Genomic DNA, 17075 nt, shown 5'->3' on the forward strand with positions numbered 1-17075 from the left:
TTCAATAGAAAACGGTGAATTACCGTTTTGTCATGGCTAAAGTGGCAGCCTCCAATTGCTGTTAGATGTTAGCAATTGTATTTACCACTCTAGCCTCTGTGTCATCGATTATAGGCTGAAGCAGCCAATCAATGCCACCCTCTTTGCTACCTGTTTTGTCAGCTTCTCTCAACTTCGATAATGGCGCAATCACACTGGTTTGAGGTGTGGATGCCAAATGTGGATAGTCTTGACGATAGTGACCACCGCGACTCTCATAACGCTGATAAGCTGACTGAATAACCAATGTGGCTAATTGTAATTGTCGTGCTAATTGAAATAGTGTCAGCTCATTAGCAGTGATAGTACTATCTAAAGTACTCATACTGGACTGATTTAACCTAGTTTTTTCAAGCCATTGCTGTATCTGTATTAACATTTGCTCTAATGATTCGGCATTTCGGGTGATACCCATATAGGAAGTCATTAAAACTTTCAATTCTGTGACTATTTTGCCAGCATAATCATGGGTAATGATATCAGTGTCATCACAATGAGATAAATTAAATAGAATGGTAGGAGAAGAAGGAAGCTTAATAGTTTGAATATCTTTGAGCGTTGGTGCTGTCCAAATGGCAGTTGCTAATAAGTTCGAGTGATCATAACTGGCAACGGGAGTTAGGTTTTCTAATGCTTTTAAATATCGTGGTAAGTCAGCGGCGATATTGCGCCCAACGACTACACATTCTAAAAGTGAATTACTTGCTAAGCGGTTAGCCCCATGCAAACCTGTATAGGCAACTTCGCCAGCTGCATAAAGCCCTGCTACATCGGTTACACCATTGGCGTCAGTAACCACGCCACCGCAACTATAATGCGCAGTCGGGGCAACGGGGATAGGTTGTTTCGTGATATCAATACCAAGCTCTAATAGCGTTTTATAAATCTGCGGGAAGTGTTCTCGTAAAAATTGATCTGGTAAATGACTGACATCTAAATGTACGTAGCCAAGTCCGTTATTACTGATCTGCTCAGCGATGGCGCGAGCGACGATATCGCGCGGTGCCAATTCTGCCCGCTCATCAATTTCCAACATAAAGCGCGCACCGGTTTGTGGACAGGTCAGATGCCCCCCTTCACCGCGTAAGGCTTCAGATATTAAAAAACTGCTGTCTGCCACTGCTAAGCCCGTCGGATGAAATTGGATAAATTCTAAATTTGCTAATCGGCAGCCTGCTTGCCACGCCATCATCACACCATCGCCGACACAGACGTTGGGTGCACTGGCACGCTTAAATAATTGACCCATGCCACCACTAGCCAGTACGACTGCGCGACTATAAAAAGTCAGTTGTCGTTGATTATTATGATCAAAAACTTGCGCCCCTTGGCATTGCTTATTTGTATTGGCACTGTCTGTTAAAAGGCTCAGCGCTTCATGATAAGGTAAAATAGTGATATTGGCAGCGTTTTTCGCCTTTATAGTCAAGGCTTCCATTATGTGTCGACCAGTCGCATCATCCGCATGTGCGACCCGCCTGCAACCATGCCCGCCTTCTTTGGTTAAATGTAAGTCGGCAGTTTGTAGTTCAGTCTGTAGTTTGGTGACAGGTTTTGCATTATCTTCTTGCGGTATTTGGGTAAAAGGCACACCTTGCTCACATAGCCATTGGACGGCCTGTTGCCCGGCACTTAAAATGCTGCTGGTATTGTCAGCTTCGCATAACCCTGCGCCAGCGATTAGGGTATCGGCGATATGGTCAGCGACAGAGTCCTCTTTATCCAAGCTTGCCGCGATACCACCTTGGGCATAATGACTGGAACAGACTTCCAAGGCGGCTTTGCTCAATACGGTAATGTTTAGCGATTTTGGTAATGCTAGAGCCGTGCTTAAGCCTGCTAATCCCGCGCCAATGATAAGTACGTCATTTTGTACCATAGCAGCAGGGCTATCGAGACCTAATGATTCCGCTTTCAATGCCGCGCTCATATTAGGCAGCCCCGACATTGGCAAATAACTCACGGTCTTTGACAATATCGCCGCTCGCTGTCACACGCTGTTTTTGTGATTCGGCAAAATCAAGCATGCGTTGCAAGGGTTTTCTAGCCGCGACTGCCAGCTCAGGTGTCATTAATACTTCACCGCTATTATTGATCAGGCATTGCTCGATACCTTGTAGACCATTCATCGCCATCCATGGGCAAAACGCGCAACTCTTACAACTGGCGCTTTCACCTGCAGTAGGTGCAGCTAAGAAGCGCTTATATGGTGAGCGTTTTTGCATTTCGTGCAAAATACCCAAATCGGTGGCGACGATAAAGGTATCGGCATCCATCTCATAAGTCGATTGCAACAGCTTACTGGTCGAGCCGACCACATCGGCGAGCGCCACCACGCTATCAGGGGATTCAGGATGCACCAATACTTTGGCGTTTGGATGATCCTCTTTTAATTGCATCAGCTCGGTCGCTTTAAACTCATTATGTACGAGGCACGAGCCTTGCCAAAGCAGCATATCTGCGCCAGTCTCAGCAGCAATATATTTACCTAAATGGCGATCAGGCCCCCAGATGATTTTTTCACCATTAGCATGCAAATGGCGAATGATGTCGATGCCAACCGATGACGTCACCACCCAGTCGGCACAAGCTTTGACGGCGGCGCTGGTATTGGCGTAAACGACAACTGTACGCTCAGGGTGAGCATCACAAAATGCGGAGAACTCGTCAGCAGGGCAGCCCAAATCAAGCGAACACTCGGCTTCTAGGTCTGGCATCAGTACTGTTTTTTCCATACTTAAGATTTTCGCCGACTCACCCATAAAGCGGACGCCAGCGACCACTAAGGTCTGGGCGCTATGCGCTTGCCCAAAGCGTGCCATCTCCAGCGAATCACCCACACAGCCGCCCGTTGCCAATGCCAAATCCTGAATAAAGGGGTCGACATAATAATGGGCGACCAATACTGCATTATGCGCATTTAATAGCTGTTTAATGTTTTCCTCGACTGTGAGACGTTCAGAACGCGGCAAGTCTGCTGGCATTTTAGCTTTGGCATATTCAATATTCATTTGAGTGGCAATACGATTGTCATTACTCATGATGGGCGCGTCGTAAGGATAAGTTTTCATAGATGCAAACCTTTTAGGCAGTAACGACAAGCAATATGCCGCTAAAAATAAGTCAATTAATACCGCTGGCTAATCAGATGTTTTAATTATGCTCATTTTGAGCATAAATACAAGTATTTTTTATACATTTATGATTTGTACATTTATGATTTACAAAGACTCATTTTATATAATTACAACCACGAACTATGATAGTCGTTGATTCAAGCTATACTGAGCAAATGGTCAACAGCTTAGCAGTTGAGCTTTATTTAATAATTAAAATAAAAGGTAATCACTAAAGTCATGACGTTGTCTTATTCACACGCGCATCAGCAAGGTAGTGGCACCACAGAAGTCGTGGCCGTGCTAGTCGCCATTACTGAGCATACCGCTCGGGTCTTAACCGTTGATCAAGGAAAGCTGTTACCCAATGGTCCATTGATGCCGTTGCATCGCTCATTGCAAGCGGGTGTGCGCCAATGGGTTGAGGAGCAAACACAGCAACCACTTGGTTATTTGGAGCAGCTCTATACCTTTGTCGATACCAATAGGCGCAATGTTGATGGTCACGCATTGGTCTACGTGAGCTATTTGGGACTGGTGCAAGAGACACAAACGCAGCAGCTACAAAGCCAAGCATTGTGGCGCGATTGGTATGATTACTTTCCTTGGGAAAATCATTTGGATGGCATACCTAGCATCATTATGAGTAATATTGTGCCAGGATTATTGAGCTGGGCAGATAGCGCTAAAGATTCAGGCATCCAGCAGCGCCGCCGTCAGCGTATTGGTTTATGTTGGGGTGTAAGTGAAGCGCTCTTAGTGGGTGATATGACCACAAGTGAAAATGCGGATAATGAATACACAGCCTATGAGCATTATGAAAATAGAGAGTGGGTCGCTGAGCATGTGTTACTGCGCTATGAGATGCTGTATGAAGCGGGGCTGATACCGGAAGCACCAAACTATCCACCCAGCTATTCAATGAATCATCAAAGCGTCCATCAAAGTGCTCACCAACCGAGCCATCAGAATAAGCTACCTGAAAACTGGTCACAGCTCATTGGGGTGCCGATGTATTATGATCATCGCCGAGTGATTGCAACGGCTATTTCACGGCTGCGTGCCAAAATTGAATACCGACCGCTTATTTTTGGCTTGATGCCAGATGTATTTACCTTGTCACAATTACAACAAAGCGTAGAAGCGCTCTCAGGAGTGCGCTTGCACAAGCAAAATTTCCGTCGTTTGCTAGATTCACAAAAACTTGTGATGGAAACAGGACAGAGTAGTAGCGCCCAACGTGGTCGTCCTGCCAAGCTTTATCGATTTCGTCATGATATTGAACTACAAAGCTTATTGATGGATAGTAAGTTGCCTAAGCGTAAATAGGCGTCAATATACTACCTTGCCATCTTTATTTTGATGATTATAAAACCCTATCGGCCGCACAAAATGATGACGGTTCCTTGCGAGGCTGTTAACTTTACGCTATATTTATGCTCATTTTGAGTTTAATTGCATCAGCATATATGAACGCCACGTTTATTTAAGGGTTAAAAATGACAGTTAAAAAAGAACCAGCATTGGATGACGTATTGCTCAAACCTTTAGTTGAAGCTGCGCTAACTGAGGATTTGGGCAGACGCGGGGATGTCACATCACAAGCCACCATTCCAGCCGATATGCAAGCGAAGTTAGAGATTAAAGCGCGGCAAGCAGGCGTGATATGTGGTATGGATTTGGCACGTTTATCGTTTGCGATGGTTGATTCTCAGATTGAGTTTGTGGCTCAAGTTGCTGATGGTGAATGGGTTGATGCGGGTACAGTCTTGGCTAGTGTGCGTGGTAATGCGCGCCATTTGCTGACAGCAGAACGTACCGCGCTCAATTTTATGACCCACTTGAGTGGCATTGCGACAGATACCAGAAAAATTGTAGATAGTGTGGCAGAGTATCCTGCGCAAATTACTTGTACACGTAAGACCATTCCAGGCTTGCGCATTGTACAAAAGTACGCGGTACGCTGCGGCGGCGGGCGCAACCATCGTTTGGGACTGGATGATGCTATTTTAATCAAAGACAATCATATTGCTATCGCTGGTGATATAAAGACTGCGATTAGACAAGCACAAAACTTCGCTGGGCATTTAATTCCCATCGAAGTAGAAGTCGATAATTTAGCGCAACTAGCGCAGGCATTAGACGCTGGCGTGAGCTTGGTGCTATTAGATAATATGTCCCCTGAAATGCTAGCGCAGGCAGTAACGATGTGTAAAGGTCGCGCTAGAACAGAAGCTTCAGGTGGTATTACTCCTGAAACGGTGCAAGCCGCGGCAAAAACGGGTGTTGATTTTATTGCCATGGGTTATTTGACGCACAGTACCACGGCATTAGATATTGGTCTTGATTTTAGTGCATGATTTTCAACATGGCTGTCTTCACCTGCCTGTCTTCACATACCTGTTTTAGCGATTAGGCTTTATGAGGTTTTTTACCCGCCAAATAGTGGTTGACTGGTCAATGTTAAGTATCTGTTTTTATAGATAGTCTGCTGTCAGAAAGGTAAGCAAAGTTAATGATTTAATTAGCTTATCTGCCTATGATACAATATAAACTACAAAGTTATTGTTAACCATCTATTGGGTCATCGTTGCACTCGCACGATGACCTTATCTTTTTGCCCGATTTGACTAATAGACAAGCGAGCGCTCAGTGAATACTGAAATCATCAAGATAATCTTAGCCTTTATGGTACTGATTAATCCCTTTAGCGCTTTGACGTTATTTTTGGATTTGACCCGTGGTTATTCGATGAATAATCGACGCAAAGTGGCGCGTGTTGCTTGTTTGACGATTTTTATCACTATTAGTTTCTTTACGGTAGCAGGCGAGACATTACTAAAAGCACTTGGTATTTCTATCGGCTCGTTTCAGCTGGCAGGTGGTATCTTGGTGTTTTTGATTGCTCTTAATATGATGAATGGCGACGGTAATCCCGTGAAGCCCGATCAAGAAAACTTCGATGTTGACCATGTGCAAGACGCGCCGCCCACCATGGCAGCAGCGGTTGTGCCGATCGCTATTCCAATGATGATTGGACCAGGTGGTATCTCGACGGTGATTATTTATTCTTCACAAGTCTCTGGTATTTTGCAGGTATCTGCCATATTGATTGCTGGTTTATTTATCAGTCTGTTTTGTTATCTAGCACTGATGGCGGCAGGTCGTATCAGTCGCTTGCTGGGTGATACTGGATTGAACATCATGAGCCGAATTATGGGGATGTTATTGGCGGCAGTTTCTATCGAAATTATCGTTAATGGCTTACGCACTTTATTTCCTGATTTAGTGTAATGACGCTGCTACGTTATGTTTGTCCGTCATTTTTTTGACTTATTCCTCTTAGGGCGTGTTGTGTATTCAACCCTAGCACTGACAGTGCTGATTTATGAATGTTTAATACGCCTTAATGAAAAGCACGTGTTAACTCATATCAAATTTAAACACCAAAGATTCGGTTAGAAGTCATTTTTGGAGAATAGTCATGTCTTAAGCTATGGCTAATTAATCACCAAAAGTATTCGAAAAAACACCATTCATAAAAATATGTTACAGTGGACAGACAACTATTATCATAGGAGTTAGTCTTGAGTAATAAAAGAATTGCTATTTTAGGTGCAGGTCCAAGTGGTTTAGCACAATTACGCGCTTTTGAAGCGGCTCGTTTGGCTGGCGCAAAAAACTTACCTGAGATAGTGTGTTATGAAAAGCAAAACGCTATTGGTGGCATGTGGAACTATAGCTGGCGCACAGGATTAGACAGAAATGGTGAGCCTGTTCACGGTAGTATGTACCGTTATTTGTGGTCCAATGGTCCCAAAGAGTGCTTAGAATTTGCTGATTATTCGTTTGACGAGCATTTTGGTGAAGCGATCCCCTCGTACCCACCGCGTGAAGTCCTAAAAGACTACATTATGGGGCGTATCGATAAACAAGATATCCAAAAATACATCCGTTTTGAATGCTCAGTACGTTGGGTGTCATTTGATGATGAGACGCAAAAATTCACCGTGACGGTGATGAATCATAAAACCAATGAGCAAGAAGTGGAAGAGTTTGATTATGTCGTCGTGGCGACGGGTCATTTCTCCACGCCCAACATGCCTTACTTTGAAGGGTTAGAAGCTTTCCCCGGTCGCATTCTGCACGCGCATGATTTTCGTGACGCCTTAGAGTTCAAAGACGAAGATATTTTGCTCATCGGCAGTAGTTATTCAGCCGAAGACATTGGCACGCAGTGCTATAAGTATGGTACCAAATCAGTCACTATCAGCTATCGCACGCAAGCGCTCGGCTATGATTGGCCAGATGGCATCAAAGAAGTGCCTTTGGTCACCCATTTTGAAGAAGATGTGGCGCACTTTGCCGATGGTAGCAGCCAAAAATTTGATGCCATTATTATGTGTACTGGTTACCTGTTTCATTTCCCCTTTATGCCCGATGAGCTACGTCTGCAAACGCATAACTGCTTATATCCAGCCAACTTGTACAAAGGGATTTTCTGGCAGCCAAACCCAAAGCCCATTTATTTAGGTATGCAGGATCAGTATTTCACCTTTAATATGTTTGACGCTCAAGCATGGTATGCACGTGATGTGATGATGGGCGATATCGAATTGCCTGAATTGGTACACCGTGAAGCAGATGAGAAAAAGTGGTTGGCAACTTACGTGAAGTGCGTGACGGTCAGTGACTCAATCGATTTTCAAGCCGCTTATATTCGTGATTTAACCAATGCGACCGATTATCCAGAATTTGCTGTTGAAAAACAAGGTGAAATCTTAAAAGAATGGCAAAAAGATAAAGCCGATAATATCATGACCTTTAGAGAAAAGGCGTATCGCTCTACGTTAACAGGCACGCTATCGCCTGAGTTGCCAGAGCCTTGGTTGGACGTCCTTGATGACTCGCTTGAGCATTTTTTGAACTTAACCTTCGTTAAGCCTAAAAAGCGTAAAAAAGTATCGTAAATAGTAAAAGTGTCAGATTCCAAAAAGCCAAACGCATTTATACAAGGTGTTTGGCTTTTTTTATACTTATATTCATATGTAGGGACTGTGTTAATGGTTTAGCCTATCACCTATTTTTGCCTTTATCGCTGTTTTTAACTTTGGTACAGATGCCACGCCAAATACAACATGAGTATCCCTACCAAAGCATCGAGTATATTCCACGCTTTTGGTTTGGCAAATAATGGTTTGAGTAATCGCGCCCCATAACCTAACGCAAAAAAGAAAAAGAATGAGGCGCTGACTGCACCGACTGCAAATGCCAGCTTACTACTAGCACCCGTTGAAACCATGCCGACGAGTACCAATGTATCTAAGTAGACGTGTGGGTTGAGCCAAGTAAAGCCAAAACATAATAACAGTGCTTTTTTTAAGCTGGTGACGACTTGTCCCTCGACGGTGAGTGCATGTGTGACGCGCACACTGGCATATAAGCTATGCAATCCATAGCCTAGCAAGAATATGACGCCAGCGAATTTTGCGATATTGACCACTTGTGGATATTGCGCCGTGACCGCGCCAAAACCGCCAACGCCAGCAGAGATTAACAGCGCATCACTGACCGCGCAAAATAAGCAGACAAAAAATATGTGCTCGCGTTTGAGTCCTTGTTTGAGTACAAAGGCGTTTTGTGAGCCAATCGCGATAATGAGCGATAGCCCAAGTAAGAATCCAGAGGTGTAGTCGGTCGCATTCATAATAGTGTGCTTAGCATGGGGCGGATGAGAGGTGTTGACATTTTGCTTACTGGCAGAGCGGTAAAAAGCTGTTAAGATACGCTATTGAATAAATCTATGCAATACGAGCGCAATAAGCGTGCACGGGACGAGGGGCAAGGTAGGTCATGGTGGTAAGTCTGACAAGAATGCTAAAGTCATTTGGGCAAGCTCAAGATGACCTGCCAACGCTAGCAGCCAAAAATGCTCAGGAGATGGCTATCAGTCAAGATATAGGGGTGACTGATAATAATAGTATAAACAATGATAAAAACGATCAAGCTGTCAGTCAGCGTTCTGTACTGACGCCGCCTGAGCGCAGCGAACGTATTTGTGATGCTTTGGCGCAAGTGAGTGATATCAGAACGCCGACACCATTGACTGATCGCTACCTGTCCAATCGCGCTCAGATGCGCCCGACCAATAGACCACCTTTTGACCCCGATACTTTATGGTATCTCAAACATGGACGCTGCCCGATTATGACTGAGCTTGTTGATGTGGTCGATGAAGCCACCCTAAACGCCATGCCCATCGAGGCGGTTGCGATACTAGACCGTATCAATGGTAAGTTAAAACGCTATCGTGAGTGGAGCAGTGAGCTCAACGAACAGCAACAACAGCAACATAATGAACGCCAATTTGTCATCGATAAGCTGGTTTCAGAGAGCATTCCAGAAGCCCTACATCATTATGAGCAGCTACAGCGTTTTAGTCCGCACCGTACCAAAAACAATATGGTGCAAGGAAAAATGACGGCAGGTGACATGCTGACGGATTTGTTTTTAGAGATTGATTATGAGCTTGATGAATTGTTAGATGAGCTGCATCAAACGGTGATGAATCGTTTGGCTTCAACGCACCGTTATGTCAAAAGCCGGACAAAAAGTTAATGGCTAATAGTTAATGCCTGTTAATTGGCATTATAAAATTAACATAATTCAGAGCTGTGATTAAATTGGGGACACGCCCTAACACGGTTTTCACACAAGCGACGCAATGCATAACAATATAGGGCTTTAATAGAGCCTTATTTTTTTGTTTAATAATAACTATCTATCTTATTTAGAATAATAAGCTATTTAAAATAATAAGAAATTTACCAAGCTATTTAGCTAAGCCATTTTATTCAACAATTAGGATACTCTAATGACTCAAGTTACTGCGATGTTTGTCATGTTCATTTTATATGGAGTGTTACCAGTAGCTGGGTTATATCTGGGGTATCGTGGTATCAAAAAAATGACTGCGCCTAAAATGCTTGAGTACAAAGCGATGCCGCAATTGGGTTACATCCCAGAAAAAAGCTTGCCTGTTGAAGTCAAAACAGCACTCGACCAAATCAATGAAAAAGGGGAGAAGCTGCGGGTCATTTATGGCGATACCAATAATGATGGCAAGATAGACGATAAGGACACGGTCAATGAAACCTACATTATGATTCAAAATTTAATGGACAGACATGTGCCACTTGCTGTGACTGACTATCGCCGCTTGCATGACCTAGATGTGGGCGATGGCGCGCGCGCTGACACGACCAAAATCAAGCACTCTAATGTGACTGGAAAAGAAGCGCTATTAGATGTATTACGTACCATTAATACTCAGTTTGATGATTTACTGAATGCCTCTTATCATCAAGATGGTCAAAAGCTGCTGGCGACCAACCGCTATCTACAAAAACGCTTTAATAATCCTGCTGCTACTGCAGATATGCAAAAGCTCGATAGCAATGTTAGTAGTGTCAATAGTGCTAATGCCGATATAGAAATTAAAGCGATTGAAAATCCAACTGGCGCAACTGGTAAGAATGTGAGTGCTGAGAATATTAAACTGTAAAGGCAAAGTGGTGTGATTAAACGATGAAGAGTAAGGGTATATGAGCATCTTAATAGGCATTGGCATTGTAACGACCGTCACCACCTTTTATTTGGGTAAAAAAGGCTGGCATGCGCTGCACAAAGCGGTCGGTATTTCGCCAGGTGTACTCACTTATCAGGATTATGATGCACCGTTGTCATTGTCCAAACTCAGTTGGCAGCAACTAAACTTAAATAAAAAACACCTGAAAAATCTGTCAGAACTACAGCTGCGCCAATTAAAACGTATCGATGAAAAAGTAACCCGCTATCAAGCGTATCAAAAATCACTACAAGCTCAGCATAAAACGCCTGCCGTAACCGAGCAACAGTTTGTATTGAATAAGATGTTGCACACTCGACTCCCTGAAATGCTTGCCAGTCATCATCATCTAGCGAATATTAATATAAGCGCTGACAATGCAGATAATGAAAAAAAGGCAGAAGCCAATCAGTTATTACAGCAGGTATTTAATAATATTGAGCAGCGTCTAGATAGATTATTAGAACAAATGGAAAGTCAGCAGTTGCAAGAGCTACGAGTAATGAGGAATTATATTAATAGTCACGATAGTTAAGCCTATAGTCATTCCACTATAAAAGTGTTACTGCGTTAACCTCTCTTGAAGTATTGAATATATATCTACACTCGGTTGCTTTGTACTACTTTTAAATTGAATCGACTATACATCGTCAGACTTACAATGAATTGCTATAAATGACTCATAAAAAAGCAGCCAATGATTATTCATCATTGGCTGCTTTTTTGTTGTCTACTTTAAAGCGATAACTTTAAAACGATACCATTCACAAAAATTAGAGTAGCAAGGAAAACAAGTGCAAGTACTACACATTGTAGACTAAACGAGTTTGACACAGCTAATCGTATTTTTTGGGTTTGGTATTACTTAACGCTTGTCGTTGCGGTCACGAGTATTGCGCGTACCACGGCTGGCAGGGCTAGCACTACTTTTAGGCTTCGCGCTGCTGTTACGATTGTCGCTACCACTGCGGCTATCGCTACGACTGTCAGTAGCGCGACGCGCTTTAAGCGGCTTGCTTCTGATACGCTCTTGTTTCTCTTTCGCTGCGCCATGCAGACCCGTACCATAACGAGGACGCAAGCTCACTAGATCGGTCAACGTATTGATGTCTTTTCTGTCGAGTTCTAAGAAACGACCAGTACGTAGCTCTTTTGGTAGAGCAATCGTGCCATAGCGCGTGCGTAGTAGACGGCTTACTTTCAGGCCTTGTGATTCAAACAAACGACGTACTTCGCGATTACGACCTTCTTTTAGTTGGACGTGATACCACTTGTTGACGCCTTCACCACCGCCCTCTTTGATATCTTCAAACTTTGCAAGGCCATCTTCTAGCATAACGCCAGCCGTTAGCGCACGAGCGATATCAGGCGTGACTTCACCCAATACACGTACTGCGTACTCGCGAGTGACTTCACCAGACGGATGCATCAAGCGGTGCGCCATCTCACCATCATTGGTAAACAATAATAGCCCAGTTGAATTGATGTCCAAGCGACCAACCATCACCCAGCGATCATGAGTTAGTTTTGGTAAACGCTCAAAAACGGTTGGACGGCCTTCTGGATCTTTAGCAGAGCAGACTTCGCCCTCAGGTTTGTAGTAAGCGATAACACGGCGACGCTTCTCGTTTTCAGAGGTGTATTTAATCTGACGACCGTCAACGCGAATCTCATCGCCTTGCTCAACACGATCACCAATGGTCGCAGGTCCGTTATTAACAGTAACACGCCCTGATTTTATGACTTCTTCCATTTGACGGCGTGAGCCAAGACCCATACGGGCGAGGGCTTTCTGTAATTTTTCATCTTTCATAATCATGTCCTTGAGTCGGTGGGTTTACATTTCTCAATGTAAAAAATTGGATTGACTATTCTACGCTATTTTGATGACTTTAGCACGCAAACCAGTATCTACAAACGGTATCAATTTATCGTTTTATATTAATAAAAGAAAGTTTGCTAAATTAAAATAGATTTCTAAAATAAAAGTTGATTAGGGTGTTATAAAAATAAGATATTTGCACACAAATGCTTATATTTATCTTTTAATAAAACAGTGGTTTCTTTGAATGTTATTAAGATCAGTTAAGCAGCATAACCAATACCAAATTTCTATTTTCGACAGCATGAACCCTAAAAAATACTGCTAACTCCTTTGAATATGTCTTTAGATTTAGATTTTTCTGTCTTTTTGTTTTCATTGATATGCGCTATACGCCATTTACAAAAAGGGTTTACCTAAAATAAATTAACTAAGAAAATTGTTCTTACATCAATGTTTATAAATATTGCGTTATGTATAGTTTAGGTGTATATTCAATAAATACATCCTTTTTTATGAATATATTGATAGCAGCAAGGCACTTATTTTTGATTCACGAATATAAATATGAGTAACTGTTATGGTTTATAAATATTTCATTTCTGTACAAAAGCGCTCCTTAATAGCAAGTGCGTCTTGCTTATTGCTGACAGTATTGCTCAGCAGTTGCACCATAAATTCAGGACTTAAGTCTGGAAAATTACCCGAGTCAGGGACATTCACTGCAGAAAACGGTCTACAATTCTATATTCAACCTTTGAGTTTGGCTAATCTACCACCTAAAGAAGCCGTCATCCTTGATCGAGATTTATATCATTTAGTAAAAACATCTGGGCGTGTCAGCTATGGCATTGCTAAAGGGGATGTTCTCAATATTATCCTGACCAATTATCCAGATATTAATGCCTCAACGTCTAGTCTGACCGTTGACCAGCAAGGGTTTATACAATTCCCCTTAATAGGGAGAGTCAAAGCCAGTGGTCTCAGTGTGCCGCAGTTCACTGCCACTTTGCAAAGCAAGCTTCAACGCTATCTCAAATACTCAGATCCTCAGGTCAAAATCATCAACTACCGTGGTAGTAAGTTTTTTGTGGATGGTGAGGTCAAGCAGTCTGGTGAGTTTGCTATCGCAGATGTGCCCATCTCAGTATATGGCGCTATTTCTATGGCGGGTGGTACGACTGATACGGGTGATTCAAACCATATCGTATTAAACCGTCAAGGCAAAAGTTACAAGCTCGGTATCCAATCATTAAATCAAATGGGGCTGTCTGCCAATCAAATATACTTACAAGACGGCGATGCTATTCATGTCAATAGCCAAAGCCGCAATAAGGTCTATGTATTGGGAGAATTTGGCAAAATTGAGCCCGTTGCTATTCCTGAGCAAGGGCTGAGCCTAGCGCATGTATTAGGTGAGTCAAATGGATTGAATTCTAATACGGCCAACGCCGCCAAAGTATATATTGTTCGCGATAATCCAAAGTATCAATACACCAATATTTATTATGTCGACATGCAGAGCATTACGAGTTTTGCCTTGGCCAGTCGTTTTGACATGCAAGCCAATGACATTCTTTATGTTGATCCAACTGGCTTGGCGCGCTGGAATCGTATTATCAGCGCCATACTGCCTTCAACATCAGCAATCAATGTGATTTCAGGGATATAGGAGTCAGTCATGGGAGCGTTTGATCAGATCTTGGTTGTTTGTGTTGGTAATATATGCCGCAGCCCGATGGCCGCTGCCATATTAACGGCATATTATCCAGAAAAGCACATCGACTCTGCTGGTTTGTCAGCGCTCGTAGGTCACGCAGCTGATGCCAAAGCGGTTGCATTGATGGCCACTCATAATATAGACATCAGTGCTCATATCGCCAAGCAAATTGATGAAGCGTTAGTCAGTCAGTCAGATTTAATTTTGACGATGACAACCAGCCAAACCAAATGGATTGAAAATCAGTGGCCGCACTGTCGCGGAAAAGTCTTTCGAATTGGGCATTGGCTTGATAAAGATATTGCTGACCCTTATCAGCAGGATGACTCAGCATTTGAGAAGAGTAGACAAGATATTATCGATAGTCTTGAACAATGGACTGACAAGATTAGCGACACGACATCGATTAGAGCGTTGAAGTTCAGCGAATGCTATTAAACGATCAACATTGAGCGATGAGTATATGGTTATGAATAATATGGATTCAAAAGACCTATCAACGTCTACGGGCGAAAAAAACAATGACGACATCGATTTAATGGCGCTGGTTTTAGTATTGTTACGTGGTTGGAAAATCATTGCTCTCATGGCGATATTGGGGCTTTTACTAGGGCTTTTGTATACCCGCTATGTGAATCCCATCTATAAATCAGATGCGCTGATACAGATTGAAGAAAATACTCAAGGAATAGAGGCGCTTGGTGAGAGTATCTCAGAGTTGGTTGGTGCAGAAGTCAGCAAAGCGGAGACAGAAGCAGAGCTGATACGATCACGTATGATATTGGAGCCGGTGGTTGAGCTATTGCACCTACGCATTAAGCTAACAGATCCCAATATTGGTCATCTTGATAGAATAAAAAGCAATCGTACTTACACGCAATTAAACACACCGGATGATGTGTCACTTGATACCGAAAATGGCATAGTAAAAGTCCGCCAATTTGATGTATCACCAGCGTACTTGAACCAATCTTTTATACTAACAAAATCTGCTACAGGGTTTGTTTTGAGCAATGGTTTTGATGAATTCAAAGGTCAGCTTGGTCAGGCGCATCAGTTCAAAGGGTTGGACGGTCAGATTAATATCACTGTCACAGAGTTACCTGCTGATGGTTACCCCATTAATATTAGTAAGCAGACGATAAAGGCTGCGACTGACGCTATCAACGGCGCCTTATCCGTTGAAGAAAAAGGTCAAAAAACGGGTATTATTCAGCTGTCGATGACGGGTCCTAACCAAGAGCAAATCACGACTATCCTCAATCAGATCGTCCGATCTTACGTCGATCAAAACCAATCTCGCGGTTCTGAAGAAACGACCAAAACACTTGCCTTTATGGAAACGCAGATCCCTCTATTAAAAGAAAAATTAGAGACTTCTGAAGCACTGTTTAATGACTTTCGTAAAAAATATGGCACGATTGATGTGGGTAAAGAAGCCGAGTTGTTATTGAATGAGAAGTCTCGCATCGATGAGCAGCTCAATGAGCTTAAACTCAAAAAAGCAGACCTAACCACTTATTATACCGAAGAACATCCACTGGTCATTCAAATTAATGAACAGCTCAAAGTACTTAATAATAGAACAAGAGAGATAGATAATACCATTGCAGGTCTACCTGAAATACAGCGAGAGTTTCTAAAGCTATCAGAAGATACGGCAATCAATCGAGAAATCTATCTGACGCTGCTCAAAAATTATGAGCAACTTAAAATCGTCAAGGCTGGTCAAATCGGCTATGCCCGTATTATCGATTCACCGACCAGTACCTTTAATGCCATTGCACCAAATAAACTACAAATTCTGATGTTGACCACATTGATAGGCATGATGTTTGGGGTGATGCTGGTGCTCTTGAAGAACCTTGTTAGAAATGTCGTAAAAGATCCAGAGCATTTAGAGGTCACAACGGGCATCCCTGTCATTGCAACGATTCCACGCTCACCCTTACTGTCGAGGTTGAGTAAAAAGAAGAATACTACCCCTCGCATGCTCGCTCATGTTGATCACAGTAGTTTGAGTTATGAGGCGATCAAAAGTTTAAGAACCAATTTGATGTTTGGTATGCCAATGGGGATAGCGGTCGGGCAGCCTGCGCAAGTCATATTGATTACTGGGGAGAGCCCTGGTGTGGGCAAGTCGTTTATCGCTGCCAATTTATCAGAGGTATTTGCCCAGCTCAACAAAAAAGTCTTGGTCATCGATGGTGACATGCGTTTAGGTGAGCTGCATAAAATGTTTAATATGAGCCAACATGATGGTCTTGCCGATTATTTGTTGCAGGATAAAAAGCATTTTTCTCCGATTGATGGTACTCGATCAGACAGTGAGGTTCCTAGCTTAGGGGTCGAAAGCTTTATTCATCCCACTGGTATGGAGTTGATTGATTTCATACCGCGCGGACGGCAGCCGCATAATCCCACCTCCTTATTGATGGGCGAAAAATTCAATCATTTGATGGCAGAATTAAAAACTCAATACGATTATATTGTCATCGACTCACCCCCGATATTGGCGGCGTCAGATGCTATGGTACTTGCGCAACATGCAGACAAAGTGCTTATCGTCACGAAGTTTAATCATTCAATAGAAGGGCAACTGGTTTATGCGATCAAGCAAATGAATAAAGCCAATGTACAAGTAGATGGCATTATTCTCAACGATGTACAGCAGGGTCTTATGGATAAATATAGCTATCACTATCATTATGCCTATGGAGATAACCGCTAGTTTGCGTGGTTGTCGCTCAT

The 17075-nt window shown here is 42.9% G+C and carries 14 protein-coding genes; 10 read left to right on the forward strand and 4 right to left on the reverse strand.

From position 1 onward, the window contains the following. Positions 1–61: 61 nt before the first annotated feature. Together nadB and nadA are read right to left on the reverse strand one after the other, a co-directional pair. Positions 62–1969, reverse strand: a complete 1908-nt coding sequence (nadB, locus tag AK822_RS03680; RefSeq protein ID WP_060490593.1) for an L-aspartate oxidase — start codon at positions 1967–1969, stop codon at positions 62–64. Between the two features lies 1 nt (position 1970). Further along, positions 1971–3110, reverse strand: a complete 1140-nt coding sequence (gene nadA / locus AK822_RS03685) for a quinolinate synthase NadA (protein ID WP_060490594.1) — start codon at positions 3108–3110, stop codon at positions 1971–1973. 285 nt (positions 3111–3395) lie between these two features. Here nadA and AK822_RS15085 point away from each other — a divergent pair, with 285 nt between their 5' ends. The 4 genes from AK822_RS15085 to AK822_RS03705 all read left to right on the forward strand — a co-directional run bounded on the left by AK822_RS15085 (position 3396) and on the right by AK822_RS03705 (position 8125). Further along, positions 3396–4484 (forward strand): NUDIX hydrolase, encoded by a 1089-nt coding sequence (locus AK822_RS15085; RefSeq protein WP_060490595.1) that lies wholly within the window; start codon positions 3396–3398, stop codon positions 4482–4484. A 170-nt stretch (positions 4485–4654) separates the two neighbouring features. Beyond that, a complete protein-coding gene (gene nadC, locus AK822_RS03695; RefSeq protein WP_060490596.1) occupies positions 4655–5515 on the forward strand; it encodes a carboxylating nicotinate-nucleotide diphosphorylase in 861 nt (286 codons plus the stop codon). A 292-nt stretch (positions 5516–5807) separates the two neighbouring features. Continuing rightward, positions 5808–6449, forward strand: coding sequence for a MarC family protein (locus AK822_RS03700; RefSeq protein ID WP_083475671.1), 642 nt, complete (start codon positions 5808–5810; stop codon positions 6447–6449). A gap of 293 nt (positions 6450–6742) precedes the next feature. Further along, a complete protein-coding gene (locus AK822_RS03705) occupies positions 6743–8125 on the forward strand; it encodes an NAD(P)-binding domain-containing protein (RefSeq protein ID WP_060490597.1) in 1383 nt (460 codons plus the stop codon). Between the two features lie 134 nt (positions 8126–8259). On the opposite strand, the gene AK822_RS03710 is transcribed toward AK822_RS03705, so the two are convergent. Next, entirely contained in the window at positions 8260–8862 is a 603-nt protein-coding gene (locus AK822_RS03710) for a LysE/ArgO family amino acid transporter (RefSeq protein WP_060490598.1), read from the reverse strand. Positions 8863–9029: 167 nt separating this feature from the next. Here AK822_RS03710 and AK822_RS03715 point away from each other — a divergent pair, with 167 nt between their 5' ends. The 3 genes from AK822_RS03715 to AK822_RS03725 all read left to right on the forward strand — a co-directional run bounded on the left by AK822_RS03715 (position 9030) and on the right by AK822_RS03725 (position 11317). Further along, on the forward strand, positions 9030–9773 hold the full coding sequence (locus AK822_RS03715) for a hypothetical protein (RefSeq protein WP_060492160.1): 744 nt from the start codon (positions 9030–9032) through the stop codon (positions 9771–9773). 256 nt (positions 9774–10029) lie between these two features. Then, on the forward strand, positions 10030–10719 hold the full coding sequence (locus AK822_RS03720) for a hypothetical protein (protein ID WP_060490599.1): 690 nt from the start codon (positions 10030–10032) through the stop codon (positions 10717–10719). Between the two features lie 40 nt (positions 10720–10759). Beyond that, positions 10760–11317, forward strand: a complete 558-nt coding sequence (locus tag AK822_RS03725) for a hypothetical protein (protein WP_060490600.1) — start codon at positions 10760–10762, stop codon at positions 11315–11317. Positions 11318–11647: 330 nt separating this feature from the next. On the opposite strand, the gene rluB is transcribed toward AK822_RS03725, so the two are convergent. Then, entirely contained in the window at positions 11648–12595 is a 948-nt protein-coding gene (gene rluB / locus AK822_RS03730) for a 23S rRNA pseudouridine(2605) synthase RluB (protein ID WP_060490601.1), read from the reverse strand. A gap of 589 nt (positions 12596–13184) precedes the next feature. On the opposite strand from rluB, the gene AK822_RS03735 reads away from it, so the two are divergent. From AK822_RS03735 to AK822_RS03745, 3 genes are read left to right on the forward strand one after another with little or no spacing between them, the layout of a single operon-like run. Beyond that, positions 13185–14276 (forward strand): polysaccharide biosynthesis/export family protein, encoded by a 1092-nt coding sequence (locus tag AK822_RS03735; RefSeq protein ID WP_060490602.1) that lies wholly within the window; start codon positions 13185–13187, stop codon positions 14274–14276. A 9-nt stretch (positions 14277–14285) separates the two neighbouring features. After that, positions 14286–14762, forward strand: coding sequence for a low molecular weight protein-tyrosine-phosphatase (locus AK822_RS03740; protein WP_060490603.1), 477 nt, complete (start codon positions 14286–14288; stop codon positions 14760–14762). A 31-nt stretch (positions 14763–14793) separates the two neighbouring features. Continuing rightward, positions 14794–17055, forward strand: coding sequence for a polysaccharide biosynthesis tyrosine autokinase (locus tag AK822_RS03745; RefSeq protein ID WP_060492161.1), 2262 nt, complete (start codon positions 14794–14796; stop codon positions 17053–17055). Positions 17056–17075 lie beyond the last annotated feature (20 nt).

The organism is Psychrobacter sp. P11F6, assembly GCF_001435295.1.
Classification (GTDB): Bacteria; Pseudomonadota; Gammaproteobacteria; order Pseudomonadales; family Moraxellaceae; genus Psychrobacter.